Origin of the sequence: Arachidicoccus sp. BS20, from assembly GCF_001659705.1 — a bacterium.
GTDB lineage: Bacteria > Bacteroidota > Bacteroidia > Chitinophagales > Chitinophagaceae > Arachidicoccus.
The window spans coordinates 3,410,618-3,429,007 of record NZ_CP015971.1; the positions used below are offsets into that span (position 1 = coordinate 3,410,618).

17 protein-coding genes and 1 tRNA gene are annotated in these 18,390 nt (G+C 40.7%); 10 read left to right on the forward strand and 8 right to left on the reverse strand.

Annotated features, from left to right (window positions below):
- Window positions 1-7: 7 nt before the first annotated feature.
- Together A9P82_RS14825 and A9P82_RS14830 are read left to right on the forward strand one after the other, a co-directional pair.
- Window positions 8-1,633 carry a hypothetical protein gene (locus A9P82_RS14825; protein WP_197492192.1) on the forward strand — a complete coding sequence of 542 codons (1,626 nt, stop codon included), beginning with the start codon at window positions 8-10 and terminating at the stop codon, window positions 1,631-1,633.
- Window positions 1,634-1,653: 20 nt separating this feature from the next.
- A complete protein-coding gene (locus A9P82_RS14830; RefSeq protein WP_231891173.1) occupies window positions 1,654-4,335 on the forward strand; it encodes an alpha-L-rhamnosidase in 2,682 nt (893 codons plus the stop codon).
- A 67-nt stretch (window positions 4,336-4,402) separates the two neighbouring features.
- Here A9P82_RS14830 and A9P82_RS14835 read toward each other — a convergent pair.
- Window positions 4,403-4,475: transfer RNA gene (locus A9P82_RS14835), tRNA-Ala, on the reverse strand.
- 64 nt (window positions 4,476-4,539) lie between these two features.
- Here A9P82_RS14835 and A9P82_RS15680 point away from each other — a divergent pair.
- Window positions 4,540-4,710 carry a DUF6728 family protein gene (locus A9P82_RS15680; RefSeq protein ID WP_197492193.1) on the forward strand — a complete coding sequence of 57 codons (171 nt, stop codon included), beginning with the start codon at window positions 4,540-4,542 and terminating at the stop codon, window positions 4,708-4,710.
- Here A9P82_RS15680 and A9P82_RS14840 read toward each other — a convergent pair.
- The 3 genes from A9P82_RS14840 to A9P82_RS14850 form a co-directional block, all read right to left on the reverse strand.
- Window positions 4,704-5,219 carry a GtrA family protein gene (locus tag A9P82_RS14840; RefSeq protein ID WP_066209203.1) on the reverse strand — a complete coding sequence of 172 codons (516 nt, stop codon included), beginning with the start codon at window positions 5,217-5,219 and terminating at the stop codon, window positions 4,704-4,706. The two genes, A9P82_RS15680 and A9P82_RS14840, sit on opposite strands and share 7 nt — an antisense overlap.
- A gap of 134 nt (window positions 5,220-5,353) precedes the next feature.
- Window positions 5,354-6,568 (reverse strand): ADP-forming succinate--CoA ligase subunit beta, encoded by a 1,215-nt coding sequence (gene sucC / locus A9P82_RS14845; RefSeq protein ID WP_066209206.1) that lies wholly within the window; start codon window positions 6,566-6,568, stop codon window positions 5,354-5,356.
- Window positions 6,569-6,691: 123 nt separating this feature from the next.
- Window positions 6,692-7,315, reverse strand: a complete 624-nt coding sequence (locus A9P82_RS14850) for a hypothetical protein (RefSeq protein WP_066209208.1) — start codon at window positions 7,313-7,315, stop codon at window positions 6,692-6,694.
- Window positions 7,316-7,555: 240 nt separating this feature from the next.
- Between A9P82_RS14850 and A9P82_RS14855 the strand changes: the two genes are divergently transcribed.
- The 7 genes from A9P82_RS14855 to A9P82_RS14885 all read left to right on the forward strand — a co-directional run bounded on the left by A9P82_RS14855 (window position 7,556) and on the right by A9P82_RS14885 (window position 13,676).
- Entirely contained in the window at window positions 7,556-8,407 is an 852-nt protein-coding gene (locus A9P82_RS14855) for a methylated-DNA--[protein]-cysteine S-methyltransferase (protein ID WP_066209213.1), read from the forward strand.
- A 171-nt stretch (window positions 8,408-8,578) separates the two neighbouring features.
- On the forward strand, window positions 8,579-9,484 hold the full coding sequence (locus A9P82_RS14860) for an ROK family protein (protein WP_066209215.1): 906 nt from the start codon (window positions 8,579-8,581) through the stop codon (window positions 9,482-9,484).
- A gap of 119 nt (window positions 9,485-9,603) precedes the next feature.
- Window positions 9,604-10,452: a carboxylating nicotinate-nucleotide diphosphorylase gene (gene nadC / locus A9P82_RS14865; RefSeq protein ID WP_066209218.1), complete on the forward strand. Its 849-nt coding sequence runs from the start codon at window positions 9,604-9,606 to the stop codon at window positions 10,450-10,452.
- Window positions 10,453-10,477: 25 nt separating this feature from the next.
- Window positions 10,478-10,822: a translation initiation factor gene (locus A9P82_RS14870; RefSeq protein ID WP_066209220.1), complete on the forward strand. Its 345-nt coding sequence runs from the start codon at window positions 10,478-10,480 to the stop codon at window positions 10,820-10,822.
- Between the two features lie 112 nt (window positions 10,823-10,934).
- Entirely contained in the window at window positions 10,935-11,603 is a 669-nt protein-coding gene (deoC, locus tag A9P82_RS14875; protein WP_066209222.1) for a deoxyribose-phosphate aldolase, read from the forward strand.
- 90 nt (window positions 11,604-11,693) lie between these two features.
- Window positions 11,694-12,884 carry a M20 metallopeptidase family protein gene (locus tag A9P82_RS14880; RefSeq protein WP_197492194.1) on the forward strand — a complete coding sequence of 397 codons (1,191 nt, stop codon included), beginning with the start codon at window positions 11,694-11,696 and terminating at the stop codon, window positions 12,882-12,884.
- Between the two features lie 114 nt (window positions 12,885-12,998).
- Window positions 12,999-13,676, forward strand: a complete 678-nt coding sequence (locus A9P82_RS14885; protein ID WP_066209225.1) for a hypothetical protein — start codon at window positions 12,999-13,001, stop codon at window positions 13,674-13,676.
- Between the two features lie 32 nt (window positions 13,677-13,708).
- Here A9P82_RS14885 and A9P82_RS14890 read toward each other — a convergent pair whose 3' ends face one another.
- The 4 genes from A9P82_RS14890 to A9P82_RS14905 all read right to left on the reverse strand — a co-directional run bounded on the left by A9P82_RS14890 (window position 13,709) and on the right by A9P82_RS14905 (window position 18,315).
- Window positions 13,709-14,932 carry an ABC transporter permease gene (locus A9P82_RS14890; protein WP_066209228.1) on the reverse strand — a complete coding sequence of 408 codons (1,224 nt, stop codon included), beginning with the start codon at window positions 14,930-14,932 and terminating at the stop codon, window positions 13,709-13,711.
- A gap of 82 nt (window positions 14,933-15,014) precedes the next feature.
- Entirely contained in the window at window positions 15,015-15,761 is a 747-nt protein-coding gene (locus A9P82_RS14895; RefSeq protein WP_066209230.1) for an ABC transporter ATP-binding protein, read from the reverse strand.
- A gap of 10 nt (window positions 15,762-15,771) precedes the next feature.
- Window positions 15,772-16,962, reverse strand: a complete 1,191-nt coding sequence (locus A9P82_RS14900) for an efflux RND transporter periplasmic adaptor subunit (protein ID WP_066209233.1) — start codon at window positions 16,960-16,962, stop codon at window positions 15,772-15,774.
- A gap of 45 nt (window positions 16,963-17,007) precedes the next feature.
- Window positions 17,008-18,315 carry a TolC family protein gene (locus A9P82_RS14905; RefSeq protein ID WP_066209235.1) on the reverse strand — a complete coding sequence of 436 codons (1,308 nt, stop codon included), beginning with the start codon at window positions 18,313-18,315 and terminating at the stop codon, window positions 17,008-17,010.
- Window positions 18,316-18,390 lie beyond the last annotated feature (75 nt).

Here is an 18,390-nt window from a genome sequence, read left to right on the forward strand (position 1 = left end):
TATGCACATGAGAAAGGTCGTTTTTAGTTGTTTTCTGCTTTTTTGTATAGCAAAGACAGGCAGTTGCCAGTCTCCACGCATCGTGAACATAGTCAACTTTATCCGGTTATTGGAGCCTCGCGACCCTGCGATTACTGAAGATGTTTTATACCAAACTGTTGTTAATCAAATTGCTTTAATGCGGAAGTGCCATTTAGGTGGAACTTTTTTATTGCAATACGATGCTTTAATGGATGCCCGGTATCAAAAACTGTTGAAAGCGCTTCCGCGCGATTCGTTTGAAATAGGCGCGTGGTGGGAAATTCCGCAGCCGCTGGTAGAAAATTCGGGTATGAAATGGCGCGGACGTTATCCATGGGATTGGCGTGCTAATGTTGGTTTTTCAACCGGTTATACACCCGGCGAAAGGAGAAAACTGATTGATACTTATATGAAGGATTTCAAAAAAATATTCGGCTATTATCCTAAATCCGTTGCATCGTGGTTTATTGATGCTTACAGCTTACAGTATATGTACAATAAGTATCATATAGTCGCTTCCGCCAACTGCAAAGATCAATATGGCACAGACGGATATACATTGTGGGGCGGATACTGGAATCAGGCATACTATCCAAGCAAAGTGAATGTTTATATGCCGGCGCAACATAAGAACAAACAAATTCCTGTTCCTGTTTTCAGAATGCTGGGCAGCGACCCGATACATCAGTACGACGATGGATTGGAACAATCAAGACAAGGTGTAATAACACTCGAACCTGTTTATCCGAGAGCCGGCGGAAATGCTGTATGGATAAATTGGTTTTTAAAACAATTCGTAAACGGCGCATCAATGGCATTTGCTTATACGCAAGCCGGGCAGGAAAATTCTTTTACGTGGAATGCAATGGCAAAAGGTCTTGAGCTACAATTCCCGTTGATTGAAAAATTAAGGGACGAAAAACAAGTGCGTGTAGAAACTTTGGCTGAGTCCGGTCAATGGTTTAAAAAACATTTTCTCGTAACTCCGTCAACGTCGGTTACGGCTTTGGAAGATGTTCGGAACGGCAATAAAAAAACAGTGTGGTTTAACAGCAGGTATTACAGAGCAAATTTGTTGTGGGAGAATGGCGCATTGCGTTTCAGGGATATACATTTGTTCGACGAGAATCTTGTTTCGCCATATTTTCAAAATGCCGCAACTTCCAATGAATGCCGGTTGTTTACATTGCCGTTTGTCGATGGTTATTTGTGGAGCAAAGAAAACAAGCGTGCCGGGCTTGAATTTAAAACAATAATTGACGGAAAAAATGTCCTTGTGGACGGGAATGTTGTTTCTGTGGATGACAGTCAAAAAGGTATTTTAAAAATCAGCTGGCAATTAAAAAACATTCCGGGAATATTGCACATAGAATTTACAGAGAGGCAAATAGCTATATATTTGGATAGCAATATCCAACAGAAATGGTATTTGGAACTTGAAACCGCAGATTCAGTGAATCTCCCATTTCAAAATATTGTACAGCAATCTGTTCAAGCTGTCTTCGAAAAAACTTCTTATAAAGTCGAGGCAACGCAGGGCACATTCAGCAAGGCGGCAGGCTCAGTTTTTAGATTAACTCCCGAAAATAATAAAATACTATTGAAACTATAAACAGAAACGATTTAAATATTATGAAAAGTAGAGAAACAAAACCGGCTATTATGAAGTTGTTGTTCTTATTTTTTCTTTCGATATCAGTGTTTTCTGCTCAGGCGCAGGTTGTTGGTTTGAAATGTGAGTATCTTGAAAATCCGATTGGTATCGATAATATTCATCCGCGATTTGTATGGCATATTCCAGATGCAACTTCCGGTGTATTTCAAAGCGCTTATCAAATTGCTGTGGGTACTGATTCCATCAGCGTTTCAAAAGGAACGGGCAATTTTTGGGAAACAGGAAAAGTCGATTCTTCGGTTAATCTTATTACTTACCGGGGAAAAAAACTACAACCTTTTACAAAATATTACTGGCGAGTTTCTGTTTGGAAAAACGGAGACAAACATCCTGTTTCATCAACTGCTTCTTTTGAAACGGGAATGCTGTCAGAAGCCAATTGGAGAGGCTGGTGGATAAGCGATGGAGAGGATAGAAATATTAAGCCTGCTCCGTATTTCCGCAGAGTATTTGATGCTTCCAAATCTATCAAATCTGCCAGAGCATACATAGCCGCTGCCGGATTGTATGAATTATATATCAATGGCAAGAAAATAGGCAACCACCGCTTAGACCCTGCATATACACGTTTTGACCGTCGCAATTTGTATGTAACTTATGATGTAACACAAAATTTACAGGAAGGCAAAAATGCCATTGGCGTAATTCTCGGTAACGGCTGGTACAATTTTCAAACACAGGCAGTTTGGGATTATGAGCGTGCTCCGTGGCGCAATCGCCCGGCATTTTGTTTTGATTTAAGAATTACCTACAGCGATGGTTCGGTAGAAACAATAAGTTCGGACAGAAACTGGAAAACATCTCTTGGACCAATTGTTTATAACAGTATTTACACAGGAGAACATTATGATGCAAGACGGGAGCAGCTCGGATGGAACACGGTAAACTTCAACGACAGCAAATGGAAAAATATAGTATATAGAAAAGCGCCGGGCGAATATATTTCGGCAGCAGCTATGCAGCCTATACGCAACGTGGAAGAAATAAAACCGGTAAGCATTACCAAAATGAATGACTCGGTTTACATCTTTAATATTGGGCGCAACATTGCAGGCGTTACGCGCATTACGCTGAATGGCGATTCCGGCACTCTTGTTCATGTGATTCACGCAGAACGATTAGATAAAAATGGCTATCCTGACCAGTCCAATGTCGATTATTTTCTTGCCGAAAATACGCGCAGTTACGACCCTTTTGCTACCGATATTTATACATTGAACGGAAAAGGCGCCGAAACTTTTATGCCGCATTTTGATTACAAAGGATTTCAGTATGTAGAAGTGAAAGCAAACAAACCAATATCCTTGAGCAAAGAAAATCTTACTGCATATTTTATGCACAGCGATGTAGCGCCTGTCGGAAATATTCAAACATCCAGTGAATTGATTAATAAAATTTACGCAGCGACCAATGCTTCTTATTTGTCCAATCTTTTCGGCTATCCCACCGATTGCCCGCAACGCGAGAAAAACGGCTGGACAGGCGATGCGCATATTGCCAGCGAAACGGGCTTGTATAATTTTGATGCCATTACTATTTATGAAAAATGGCTGAGAGATGTTCGCGATGAGCAGCAGCCGAATGGTGTGTTGCCGTCCATTATCCCAACCGACGGCTGGGGATATGAATGGGGAAATGGACCCGACTGGACAAGCGTTGTCGCCATTATCCCATGGAATGTCTATCTGTTCTATGGCGATAGTAAAATTTTGAGCGACAATTATGAAAATATAAAGCGTTATGTAAATCATATTGATGAGTTGTATCCCACAGGATTGACTGATTGGGGACTTGGCGATTGGGCACCCTTGAAGTCCAAAACTCCGGTAGAATTAGTTTCGTCTGTTTATTATTATGTAGATGTAAATATTCTGGCAAAAGCGGCTCATGTGCTGCACAAAAATGATGACTATATAAAGTATGGGGTATTAGCAGAAAAAATAAAAAATGCCATCAACGAAAAATATCTGAATGCAAAAAAAGCAATATATGCAGATGGTTTTCAAACGGAATTGAGTATGCCTTTGTTTTGGGGAATTGTGCCGGACAGCTTAAAGCGTAAAGTCGCGGCAAACCTTGCCGATTCGGTGGCTGCAAATAATTATCATCTGGACGTAGGCATCCTTGGCGCGAAAGCGATACTCGGCGCTTTGAGCGATAACGGACAGGCTGAAACAGCGTATCGTTTAGCTGCACAAAAAACATTTCCTTCATGGGGCTGGTGGATTGTAAATGGCGCAACTACCTTGTATGAAAACTGGAATATTAATTTGAAAAGAGATTTATCGCTCAACCATATTATGTTCGGCGAAATAGGCGCATGGTTATACAAAGCTCTCGGCGGTATTAAACCCGATGAAAATCATCCGGGATTTAAAAATGTTTTATTAGCCCCAAATTTTGTCGATAGCTTAAATTATTTCACGGCAGAGCATATAAGTCCTTACGGAAAAATTATTTCATCATGGAAGAGAAATGGAAATATTGTTTATTATAATGTAACTATTCCGGCGAATGCTTCGGCTACAATTAATTTTCCGCTTCTGCCGGGGCAAACTGCGTATTATAAAAACCAACGAATAAAAAATGTAAGAGAATATTCGATTAGTTCAGGCAGCTACGAGTTTGTTATAAAATAATGTATTTCAAGAGTTTATCGAAAATAAAAAAGCACTTACATATTATGATAAGTGCTTGATTTTAACGTGGAGAATAGCGGGTTCGAACCGCTGACCTCTTGCATGCCATGCAAGCGCTCTACCAACTGAGCTAATTCCCCGAAAGCGTTTGCAAATGTAAGGCTTTGCCGTAAAAATGATAACTTTGTTTCTCAAACTTTTTATATGGGCATTTTAAGGCAAATAGCAGAATATCTATACATCAAGAAGCGCGATAAAAAAGACAAACCCGATACTTATCTCAAAATGATGCATGGCATGAACAGAATTTCTATTCTGATGTTCCTTGTTGCACTATTGATTTTGCTGTATCGATGGATTTTCGGACATCATTGATTGCGCTTTTCTTTGAACGAAAAGTTTCGTTGCAGAATGTAAGTGAGCGTTACCACAATCACGGTGTTTAGAATATTGGCAATGGTTGGATAAATATGCAGCTTCTCTACAAAGAATTTTAGCAAGATATAATTCAATATCAGGTTTAGAATACACACCAGAAAATAACGTACAAACTGGATACGCCGCCTCAACTGCGAGCCGGGAAATACCACGAATAAGTTGAGATAAAAGCCTATGGGTGTACACACGATGAATGATAAAATCAGCGCTGCAACGTGTGGAGAAATTACATAAGAAATACTTCCGAAATGAAGCGGAATAAACTGTTTGCCCACGACATAATGAAAGAAAACAAAGAATAGTGTATTGCTCAATACCAAATTGCTGCCGCCGCAAACCGCATAGCGAAACGTTCGTAACGGAATAAATTTTTTAAACGGCGGATAAAAAAAATCTACAATCTTAAATATCTGCTTTTTTAGCCAATAATGTAATTGCATCATCATGTGCGGCAAAGATAATGAGGATGTATGATTTGCGAATTATGATTCTCTTCACGGCTTTGCTTTTTATACAAAATAAAAATCGCTGTAATGATTATTATCATCACAGCGATTCATTAAATTTATTAGAGAAGATTTTACGCCACTGCTTTCTTTACCAAATCCGCTGCTTCGCTCAACAAAATTGCAGATTCTACTTTTAAGCCGCTTTCATCAATCAACTTTTTCGCTTCTTCGGCATTTGTTCCTTGCAGCCGCACGATGATTGGAATTTTAATATCGCCTAGTTTGTTATACGCTTCAATCACGCCGGCTGCAACACGGTCGCAGCGCACGATGCCGCCGAAGATATTTATTAAAATTGCATTTACGTTCGGGTCTTTCAGAATGATTTTGAAACCCGCTTCCACAGTTTGTGCATTTGCCGTACCGCCAACATCCAAGAAGTTCGCAGGTTCGCCGCCGCTTAGTTTAATCATATCCATTGTTGCCATCGCAAGTCCTGCGCCGTTTACCATACAACCAACATTGCCGTCGAGTTTTACAAAGTTGAGATTGTATTGTCCCGCTTCAACTTCGGTTGGGTCTTCTTCTGTAATGTCGCGCAGTGCAGCAATTTCGGGACGACGAATTAATGCATTCTCATCAATATTCAGTTTACAATCTACCGCGATAATTTTTTCATCCGATGTTTTGAACAGTGGATTTATTTCCAGCATACTTGCATCCACGCCGATGTAGGCGTTGTATAAATTGGTTACAAATTTCACACAGTTCTTAAATGCATCGCCGCTCAAACCAAAATTGAAGGCAATTTTGCGCGCCTGAAAAGGCAACAATCCGCCTGACGGATGCACCCATTCTTTGAATATTTTTTCGGGTGTGTTGTGTGCGACTTCTTCAATGTCCATGCCGCCTTCTGTGCTGTACATGATGACGTTTTGCCCTTTTGCTCTGTCCAATAAAATGGACAAATAAAATTCTTTTGTAGGGCTTGGTCCGTCGTAATAGGCGTCTTTTGCAACAAATATTTTGTTCACTTTTTTGCCCGCTGCGCCTGTTTGAATCGTAACCAAAGTTCCGCCCAAAATGTTTTTTGCTACTTCGGCTGCATCTTCCACACTTTTTACAACTTGTACGCCGTGTTGTTCGGGATGTTCTTTAATTGTTCCTTTTCCGCGTCCGCCTGCGTGAATTTGTGCTTTGATAACGGCAAATTTGGAATCAGTTTCCGCTTTGATTTGCCGGTACGCATCTTCCGCCGCAGCTACCGATTCCACAGCAATTCCCTCTTGCACGGGAACGTTATATTTTTTCAATAATTCTTTCGCCTGATATTCGTGTAGGTTCATAACAATATTTTTTTGGAGTACGAAGATAGCGGAACTCGGTTAACGAGCAAAGCTATCGTTCATTAATAAAATTGAATTAACAAATAAATACAGCGTTATTTTCTGTAAAAAACTCAAATAATTTTAAAGCAGGCATTGGTCGCTCACGCCGTTTAGTCCTTCGTGGTCAATTGTATAGGAGAATTTTCTTTGACCATTTTCTCTTATAATTTTAAATACAAAAATTCTGTCGTACTCATCGTTCGACCATGAAGGTACAGATTTGTCATTACCGCCGTTATGCCTGATTATTCTGTGGACAAAGGCATTGAGCAAACCATGTTCCCATGCAATAAAAATAGTGGAGTTTCTATATTCCGGTTTGTACAGCTCATTTTCCAGTGCTTCAATTTCCAGGTAGCCGAACTCGGTATTAACGGGCAAGCCGCAATAAATAGCTGTCGGCTCAATGGTTGCTAATGGACGGACATAAAAATATTTGGCATCGTCCACTTTTTCCGATGGATTGGGTGCGAAAATGAACTGTGGTTTGCCAAACTTATTAAGCAATACTTTCGGCAATGCAAGTGAGCGGTTCAGCCCTTTACAGTTGAGTTGTCCGAGACCACCTTGCGGCTTTTCTCCATGGCGGATAACAACGATAGTTTCTACTTGTGGAGAAGTGCTGTCGGCAATAGTTTTTGTTTGTGCCAAAGCGCTTGCCGATGCAGCCAATACAACTGCAATAGAAAGTAATAATTTCTTCATTATTTTGTTTTTATTAAATTATTAAATCGAGTTCTTAATTTTTTATATCAAGGTAAAAATACAGTATCAATTGAGGAAGCGCAATGTATGCCGAAAATTCAGTTTTGCCAAGTGGTCAATTTTTTAATACCGAAATCAATTGTGAATTTCTTTTGCCTGTAATCCGAGGGCAGATAAACTCCGCATATTTCGGATTTTCTATGAAAAAAATATGGATGACATTTGTATAAATTTGAATCAATGAACACGCAGCAAGTTATCAATTACAACCGCATCGCAGACGCAATTGATTACATCAGAAATAATTTCAAACAACAGCCGGACCTTGATGAAGTGGCGGAAAAAGTACATTTGAGCCCTGCACATTTTCAGCGGTTATTTACCGACTGGGCAGGCACAAGCCCGAAAAAATTTTTGCAATACATCAGCGTGGAATATGCTAAAAATATTTTGAAAGAAGACAGCCGAGTAACGTTGTTTGACGCCGCTTTTGAAACAGGGCTATCAAGTACGAGCCGGCTGCACGATTTATTTGTAAACATCGAAGGAATGACGCCTGCAGAGTATAAAAACGGCGGCAAAAATTTATCCTTGAATTACAGTTTCGCGGAAAGCCCGTTTGGGAATTTAATCGTAGCTTCTACCGCGAAAGGCGTATGTTATATGGCTTTCGCAGAAAATGAACAGGAAGCTTTATTTGATTTAAAGAAACAATTTTCCAATGCCGTTTTTCATAAAAAATTGGATATGCTGCAACAAAATGCGCTCTTTATTTTTCAAAATGACTGGAGCAAATTGCCCGAAATAAAACTGCATTTAAAAGGAACGGATTTTCAGTTGAAAGTGTGGGAAACGCTGCTGAAAATTCCTTTTGGAAAATTATCTACTTACGGAAATGTCGCCGAAGAAATTGGGAATCCAAGTGCATCGCGTGCCGTAGGAACGGCAATCGGCAGCAATCCTGTTGCGTTTTTAATTCCTTGTCATCGCGTGATTCGCAGTTCGGGAACATTCGACGGCTATCGCTGGGGAAATATAAGAAAAACAGCAATCATTGGTTGGGAAGGAGCGAAGACGGACGAAGAGAATTAATCTTACTTTTTGAAATAGTTGCTGTTCGAGGTGTCCTCGCCTCAAACCTTTATTTTGTCGCCTCTTGGCGGCTTTCATGTTGCCTATAAAAAATTTTCTCAAACCAAACATCAATAAATCAGACATCATAAATCTCCACATAAACTTATCTTTGAATCCAAAAATCTGAACATGGCAATTTGGGGAATTGATTTAGGCGGAACAAAAATCGAAGGCGCGGTATTGCCGTCGTTGCAGGACACAAAACCGATTATCCGCGAGCGTGTTTCAACCGAAGGAGACAAAGGTTATGAACATATTCTTCATCAAATTAAATTTTTAGTGGAGAAGATGAAATCCGATTCGGGTATAGCGCCAGAACACATCGGTTTCGGTACGCCCGGCGAGTTAGACCCGGTTTTACAAACTATGAAAAACTGTAATTCTACAGCGTTGAACGGCAAACCGTTGAAGAAAGATTTGGAAGAAATTTTAGGCGTAAAAGTGGAACTTGCGAACGATGCTAATTGTTTTGCATTGGCAGAAACCACTTGGGGAATCGTAAAAGAGAAAACGCCCGAAGCGCGCATGGTTTTCGGAATTATTATGGGAACGGGCGTTGGCGCAGGCATTGTGATGGACGGGAAAATTTGGAACGGCAAGCACGGCATCGCCGGCGAGTGGGGACATAATTTTCTAGACGAAAGTGGCGGACGATGTTACTGCGGAAAAGTTGGTTGTGTGGAGAAAATAATTGCGGGTCCCGCGCTGGAAGATTTTTATCAAAAAATTTCCGGCACACAAAAATTTTTGAAAGAAATTGTAAGCGATGCTTCGCACGATGTACTTGCGCAGCAGACTTTGGACAGGTTGTACGATATGTTTGGTAAAGCTATTTCCGTTGTCGTGGATATTCTCGACCCGGATGTAATTGTGATTGGCGGCGGCGTTGGCAATATTGATAGTCTTTATACAAAAGGAAAAGAAGCATTGGCAAAATATATTTTCAACAACCGCGTGGACGTGGATATTCTGAAACCCGCGCTGGGCGACAGTGCCGGCGTTTTTGGCGCAGCGGCGTTGGTGGCAAATGTCTGAACGGGGATTTGGGAAGATTGTAATGATTTGTGGGATTGATAAAAATAATTAAACAATAAAGCAATTAAACAGTTTTGCATAATAAATAACGGACAACAAATAACTGATAACCGATAACAATGAACTTACAACACTTAATTTCAGAAGCATTAAAAGAAGACATTGGCGCAGGCGACTTCTCGACTTTGAGTTGCATTCCGGCAAATAAAAAAGGAAAGGCTGTGCTGAAAGTGAAGCAGGACGGTGTTCTTGCAGGCGTTGAAGTTGCGAAAGCGATTTTTGAACACGTAGAAAAAGATGCTGTTTTCAATCAATATAAAAATGATGGCGATGCCATGAAGTTCGGCGAAATCGCTTTTGAAGTAGAAGCGTCCATGCAAACGATTTTGAGTTGCGAACGTGTGGTGTTGAATTGTATGCAACGCATGAGCGGCATCGCAACTTTGACCAATCAATATGTTGAAAAATTAAAAAATTATCATACTAAAGTTTTAGACACACGCAAGACCACGCCCAATTTTCGTTTGTTGGAAAAAGAAGCCGTGCGCATCGGCGGCGGCATCAATCATCGTTTTGGTTTGTACGATATGATAATGCTGAAAGATAATCATATCGATTTTTGCGGAAGCATTGAAAGCGCCGTTAATCAGGCGTTTCAATATGTTCAGGAAAATAATTTAAACTTAAAAATCGAAGTGGAAACACGCACGTTGGACGATGTAAAAACGGTTTGCGAAATGGGTAAAGGAAAAGTTTTCCGCATCATGCTGGATAATTTTTCGCCTGACAAAATCAGCGAAGCATTAAAAATTATTGATAAAGAATTTGAAACCGAAGCCAGCGGCGGCATCAATCTCGAAACGGTTGAAAGCTACGCGCGCACAGGCGTTGATTATGTGAGCGTGGGCGCGCTCATTCATCACGCGGTAAGTTTGGATTTAAGTTTGAAAGCGGAATTGAACGGATAACAAATAACCGACAACAGATAACAGAATGAGCAAAAACAAAAGAGATAACAACGGTTTAGTTTACAGCACCGACCCGAATTTTTCTTTTCAAAACGAAGAAGAAAGCGTTGATACGCTTGCGCCGAATCAACAAAAACTGCGCATTTGGTTAGAAACAAAAAATCGCGGCGGCAAGGCTGCCACGCTGGTTTCAGGCTTTGTGGGAAGTGAAGATGATTTGAAAGAATTAGGAAAAAAATTAAAAAACTTTTGCGGTACGGGCGGCTCTGTCAAAGACAATGAAATGCTCATTCAGGGCGACCAACGCGATAAAGTTTTGCAATACTTGTTGAAAGAAGGATATTCGCAAACGAAAAAAGCAGGCGGATAAAATCTGAACCTGTATTTGGGTGGATTTTTTGGATTGTGAGGACAATCATAATTATCATAAAAAATCAACGTTCTAAAATTCGTGTAATTCGTAAAAATTTGTGTAATAAAAAATGAAACTAAACCACTACATCGACCATACGATTTTAAAGCCCACAACTTTAATTTCCGATATTGAAAAGTTGTGCAAGGAAGCCGTCGAATATGAGTTTGCGGCTGTGTGTGTTCCGCCGCCTTTTGTAAAAAAATCGAAAGAATTATTACAAGGAAAAAACGTGAAAACCGCCACTGTGATTGGGTTTCCGTTCGGTTATTCGGCTGTGGAAGCGAAGATTGCGGAAACACTTTTGGCAATTGTTGATGGCGTGGATGAACTTGATATTGTGATTAATTTAATCGCTTTGAAAAATAATGATTGGGAATATCTGGTGAATGAAATCAATCATCTTGTACCGATTATCAAAGAGAAAAATAAGGTGGTAAAAATCATTATCGAAAGCGGCATTTTAACCGATGATGAAATTGTAAAATGTTGCCAGCTGTATGGAGCGGCGGGCATTGATTATTTAAAAACTTCCACGGGCTATGCCGAAAAAGGCGCATCGGTTCACGCGGTAAAATTGTTCAAAGAAAATTTGCCGCAAGGCGTTCAAATCAAAGCAAGCGGCGGCATTCGCACGTATGAATTTGCCAAAGAATTGGTAGAAGCCGGCGCGACAAGATTGGGCTGTAGTGCAAGCGTGGCAATCGTTTCAGGGGAAACGGCGGAAGGAAATTATTAACTTTGTGAACCTTCGTGCTTTTGTGTCTTTGTGGCTCATTAATTTTGCTACTAAGGCGCGAAGACGCAAAGGAATACCAAGCGTTATGTTATGAACAATATATTAAAAGAAAAAATACAACAACTTGCATCGCAACACAAAGATGAGTTTATACAAGTGCGTCGTCACTTGCACGCGCATCCTGAATTGAGCTATGAAGAATTTGAAACGTCCAGATTTGTTCAGTCAAAATTGAGTGAATGGAACATTCCTTTTGAAGTAAAAGCAACCACAGGCGTGGTGGGAATTATTGAAGGAAAAAATCCATCGTCGCGCATAATTGCGTTGCGTGCGGACATGGATGCTTTGCCTATTTCGGAAGAAAATAATGTTGATTACAAGTCGCAAAACGCAGGCGTGATGCATGCTTGCGGGCATGATGTGCATACAACCTGTTTGCTCGGCGCAGCAAAAATTTTGCAGGAAACTAAAAATAATTGGTTAGGAACGATAAAATTAGTTTTTCAGCCCGGCGAGGAAAGAAATCCCGGCGGCGCAAGTTTGATGATTAAAGACGGCGTGTTGGAAAATCCTGCGCCGCAAGGTATCATCGGTTTGCACGTTCATCCCGGATTGGATTGCGGAAAACTGAGTTTCCGTTCGGGAAAAGTAATGGCAAGCGCCGACGAAATATTTATTACGATAAAAGGCGAAGGTGGTCATGCTGCCGCGCCGCAACTCACGGTTGATACTATTTTAGTTGCTTCGCAATTGGTGGTGGATTTGCAGCAAATCATCAGTCGAAACAGGAATCCTTTTTCGCCGTCGGTGCTGTCGATTTGCGCGTTTAACGGCGGATATACAACCAATGTCATTCCTTCGGAAGTCAGGCTGAAAGGGACTTTCAGGGCAATGGACGAAACCTGGCGTTACAAGGCGCACGAATTAATTCGTAAGCATATTGAAGGGTTAAAAACTTCCACAAGCGCAGAAATTGATTTGCTGATTGATGTGGGTTATCCGTCCGTTGATAACGATGAAACGCTTACAAATACTGCGCAGCATTTAGCAAAAGAGTTTATCGGCGAAGAGAATGTTTTCGAAACCGAACTGCGCATGGGCGCAGAAGATTTCGGTTATTACACGCAAAAAATTGCAGGTTGTTTTTTCCGCCTCGGCGTGCGAAACGAAAGCGCAGGAATTATTCACAACGTACACACGCCAAAATTCAATGCCGATGAAAATGCGATTGAGGTTGGAATGGGAACAATGGCGTGGCTGGGGGCGAGCGTAGAAGTATAGATGCAAAATGTTTTAGTGGCTTGCGGCTTTATCAACAATCAAGCTCTTTGCTATTGTTGCATTAAGATTGAGAGAAGAAGAACATAAATTTCTAACGAATTAAAACTTAAATTTATGGGCTATCATTTAATTATAAAAAATAAAAAAGATTCCGTCAATTCGATTTATATCAATCATTTAGACGAACTCTTGGACTACGAATTAGATGAAGACTTTATCATTTATCAAGGTGAGCCAAACTGGAAACCGGTCAAGTTAAAAGAAGTTGAAGAATATAGAAATTATACGCTTGACTGGTTTAGAGCTGGAATTAAAGCTCAAAAATTATTTAAAGAACAGGCAGCAATTGAGGGATTTGTATTAGAAGAAATTAACCAAAGTCAGGAAAGTTTTAAGATTTATACAAATGTGGCTGACGGATTAATTAAAAGAGGTGACTTCATTGTAAGAAATGCTCAACAAGTTGAAATCGAGGTAAAATGCAGAAAATTCTACGGCAGTAAAAAGTCTCCTTTCTTTTATTTTTCTATCAAGGATTTTGAAAAACATAAAAAAATGATGGAGGTTACAGGTTGTCCTGTGATAATTGCTGTATATGAAAAAGAACGTGATTACCCTATAAATGACAGCTTGTTAATGATTAGCATGGCAACTATAATTTCCAAATGCAATGACTTGGAAAAATCTCCACATCCTGATAAAAATGTAGGAACAGCATTTATAATTCCGCTTTCAATTTCAACACCGGGATTTGATGTGCTTCGTAAATTCAGAAACTCGAAAAGGAGTTAAACTGCTAATAATCAATAACATTTCACGCTTCATTATTCATACCTCAGCGCTTCAATCGGGTCAAGCCTTGCCGCTTTTTGCGCGGGATAATAACCGAAGAAAATGCCGGTAATGCCGCACACTAAAAACGAAACGACAATAGAAGTTTCTGAAATCAATATGGGCCAATGTGCAAAATAGGAAATTCCGAAAGAGGCAGCCAATCCTAAAAGTACGCCAATCAACCCGCCGGTAATGCTAATGATGATAGCTTCGATGAGGAATTGCATTAGTATATCGATGCCGCGTGCGCCTATTGCCATGCGCAAGCCAATCTCCCGTGTACGCTCTGTAACCGAAACGTACATGATATTCATAATGCCAATACCGCCGATAAGCAACGATATTGCCGCAACAGAAGTTAATAAAACCGTAAGCATACTGCTTGTACTCGAAATGGTACTGATTAATTCAGCCTGCGTTCTTACAGAAAAATCGTCTTCATCAGTCTCTTTCAAACGATGATTTTGTCGAAGTGTATTTTCTATTTGCGTGGTTGCAGAGTCGCTTTCATCTTCGCTTACAGCCGAAGCGTAAATGCTGTTTAAATAAATTGTTTGTGCAGTTATCCGGTTTTGAACGGTTGTGTATGGCGCAAGAATAATATCGTCCTGGTCTTGTCCGAAGCTGCTTTGTCCTTTCGAATTTAATGTTCCGATTACCTGAAACGGCGTGGATTTAAAACGAATAAACTGTCCGATGGGGTTTTCGCCATTCGGAAAAAGATTGGTAACAACGGTTTGTCCGAGCAGACAAACTTTAGCGGATGTTTCCACGTCTTTATCGTCGAAGTTTACGCCATCTTTAATTGTGAATTGGCGGATGTTTAGATAAGATGGCGCAACGCCGATGATTTGTGTGTTCCAGTTATTCGCGCCGTTAATGACTTGTCCGCTCGACTGAACAACAGGCGAAATATCGCTGATTAATGTTACGTTTTTCTGCAAAGCCCTCACGTCGCTCATGGTAAGCGATTGAAAACTCGAACCGCCGATGCGCACGCCGCCGCTGATGTTACTTTGCGGCATAATGTTTATCATGTTTGAACCCATCCCCGATAAAGATGTGCGAATGCTTTCTTTTGAGCCGTTGCCGATTGCCATCATTGCAATTACGGCTGCCACGCCGATGATGATGCCGAGCATGGTCAAAAACGCCCGCAGCTTGTTGCGCTGCAAAGCTCTTAATGCTAATTTTATGAGGTTGGAAATGCCCATTGTTTTTTAATTCATAGTTCATGGCTAATAGTTCATAGCCAATCCAATTAATCATTTCAATCCCTTTAAATCATGGTTCAGACTAATACGCATCGCTCACAGGCAGCGCGTCCAATGCGTCCTGTGCGGATTTTTTATTTTCATTAAAATAATCTTTTTGCAATATTCCGTCTTTCAGCATAATGGTTCTGCTGCTGAATGCGGCAATGTCAGGCTCGTGCGTTACAAATACGATTGTTTTTCCCTGCGAATTTAATTCCTGCATCAGCGCCATTATTTCGTAAGACGTGCGTGTGTCCAGATTTCCGGTTGCTTCATCTGCAAGAATCATTACCGGCTCGTTTACCAAAGCTCTTGCGATGGCTACGCGCTGTTGTTGTCCGCCCGAAAGCTGGCTTGGCGTGTGGTCCATGCGACCTTGTAATTTCACGGCTTCGAGAGCATGAACGGCGCGCTCTTTTCTTTCGGCGGCGCTTATTTTTTTGTTGTAAAAAAGCGGTAACTCTACGTTTTCAAGCGCTGTTGTTCTTGGCAATAAATTATACGCCTGAAACACAAAACCAATTTTTTGATTGCGCAGTAAAGCCAATTCATCTCTGTTCAATTTTTTTACATTTACTTCATCGAGCAAATATTCGCCTTCGCTCGGTTTGTCCAGACAGCCGAGAATATTGAGCATAGTGGTTTTACCTGAACCGCTGCTTCCCATGATGGTCACAAATTCGCCCGCGTTTACGGTAAACGAAACGCCTTTCAAAGCATGTACTGTTTCGCCGCCCGTTACGAAATTGCGCTTTAAGTTTTTTATTTCTAAAATGGTTTTGCTCATTTTTCAAACTTTATCTTCTACCGCCTTTTCCTCCCGGACGATGCGGCATGAACGGACTTGAAGCCTCTGTTTCTGCTTCTTTTGCCGTTACCTGCGATTCGCCTGTGATTACAATATCGTGCGGTGTTAAGCCATCCAGCACCTGTACTTTTGTATTGTCGTCCAAGCCGACTTTTATTTTCTTTTGAATGATTTTATGTCCCTGTAAAACCCAAACGTATCGTTCATCATTCGCAAGCTGTGCTGTATCGTTAAGGCTTACAAGTGTATCTTCTTTCGGTATGGCAGTTGTATTGGGCGTGTATTTCACGGCTTTTTCAGATATTAACAGCGCACTATCCGCCTCACTTGTATAGATGATAATATTTGTGGTCATGCCGGGTTTTAATTTCAAATCTTTGTTTGGTGCATCAATGATGGTTGAATAAGTTACCACATTGGATGATGTTACAGGATTTAGACGAATTTCTTTAATCTTTCCTTCAAATTTATCGTTCAAAAAAGCATCTACCGTAAACGTTGCGCGCTCACTGTCTTTGATGTTGCCGACATCGGCTTGGTCAACAGACGCAAGCACCTGCATTTTGGTTAAATCTTTGGCAATCGTAAACAAAGTAGGCGTGCTGAAACTCGCGGCAACCGTTTGACCTTCGCTTACATTTCTGGATAAAACCGTTCCGTCAATGGGCGAATAAATCGTGGACAATTGCAGATTTTTTTGCGCGCTTTTCAAACTTCCTTCCGATGCTTCCACCTGAGCTTTTGCCGATTGATAAGAGGCGTAAGCATTGTCATAATCTGCACGGCTGATGGCGCCCACATCCAGTAATTGTTTTTGCCTGTTATAATTTTGTTGCTGATAATTCAACTGGCTTTGTGCATTTGCCAGATTGCCCTGCGCTTGTTGTACAGATGCCTGAAACAACGTCTGGTCAAGCACTGCGAGCAGTTGTCCTTTTTTTACAACCGAATTAAAATCGGCATACAAATGTGCAACTGTTCCGGAAACCTGCGTGCCTACAGCAACTGTATCTACCGGCTGTACTGTTCCTGTTGCGGTTACGGTTTCTGCAATATGCCCGATATGCACTTTCTCTGTCTGGTAAGTAGTAACTTTTGCTTTTGTTCTGAAGAAAAAGTACCATATCGAAACTGCTGCCAGCAAGATGATGAGTAGTATGATAATATTTTTTCGTTTCATGCTCAAATATGTTTGTATAATGAACTTTTTCGTTTTGTAATTATATTATTCGGTTACAGGAATGCCTGTATAGAAATTATAAATCTTCGCATATAAAGCCGCGCTGTATTTTGCCTGAATAAACGATTGCTCGGCTTGTATGTACAAATTCTTTTGTTGCAGATAATCTACCAGATTGCTTTGACCTATTTTGTAAGAAGCATCTGCAATACGAAACGCTTCCTGTGTGTAATCCAACTGCACTTTCGCCGCCTGATATTGATTTAAAGAATTTTCAACATCAATATATGATTGCTCCACGCTTTGCGACAAAGTGGTTTTCGTATTTTTCAGATTCAGCTTAGCCTGCTCTATATTGATTTTTGCACGTTCGGTATTTGCTTTCGTAACTTTTCTGTCGAGAATAGGAATGCTCAACGTCAATCCTATTTGCTGATAAAAATTATTGTTGAGCGCAGGAAAATATGGCGACGACGGATTACCTGCATAATTCGTTCCCAACGAGCCGCCTGCGGAAAGCGTTGGTCGTAAAGTGGATTTTGCCTTTTCCAGTTCTACCTTTTCTACATCTACATTTAATTCGCCGCTTTTGATTTCGGGGCGTGTTTGCAGCGCGGCAGATTCTGCATCTGACAAGGAAACGAGCGCAGGATTTACATTTACCGTATCACTGCTTACAACATCGAAAGTATCTTCCGTTGGCAGTTGAAGAATTTGTTTTAATGTCAGTTTATTTTGTCGCACGGTATTTTCTGCATTGACCAAAGAATATTTGTCCGTAGCGAGACTTGCCTGCAATTCCAGCAAATCTTTTTTGGCAAGATAGCCTGTATCATATTTTTGTTGCGCCTGCGTTACCTGTGCTTCGGAAGTCGTAATCAAATCTTTATAGTACAGAATATTTTCTTTGGCAAGAAGAATGTTTAAAAATGCCTGTGTGATTTGTAAAGTAATATCATTTTCCGCCGACTGAATATCAAGGTTTGCAGCCTGTAAAGCCAACTGTTTTGATTTAATATCGTTGTTAAGATAATTGCCCTGATACAACGTAACGGAAGAGGATGCGCCAAAGGTTGTGGACGGCGAAAAGCCCGATTTGTAATGATTCAAATCTGTTGAAACATTGCCGGACAAATTGGGGTAGCGCGCGGCTTTTGACTGAATCAAATTTTGTTCATTCGAGGCTGCGGTAAGACGTAATGAATTAATGGTAATGTTGTTTTGCTTTGCATAATCGAGGCATTGCTGCAATGTCCACATCTTCGGCAAATCTGTATTATCAGTTTGCGCGAAAAGATGATTGCCCATGGCAATTAAAATCATGCAAAGGCAAAGGGTCAGTTTTTTCAACATCTTCATAGAGATTAACTACCCGAAAATATGCAATAAAAATGATGTGAGAAATAAAATGGGTAAAAGTGCAAAATG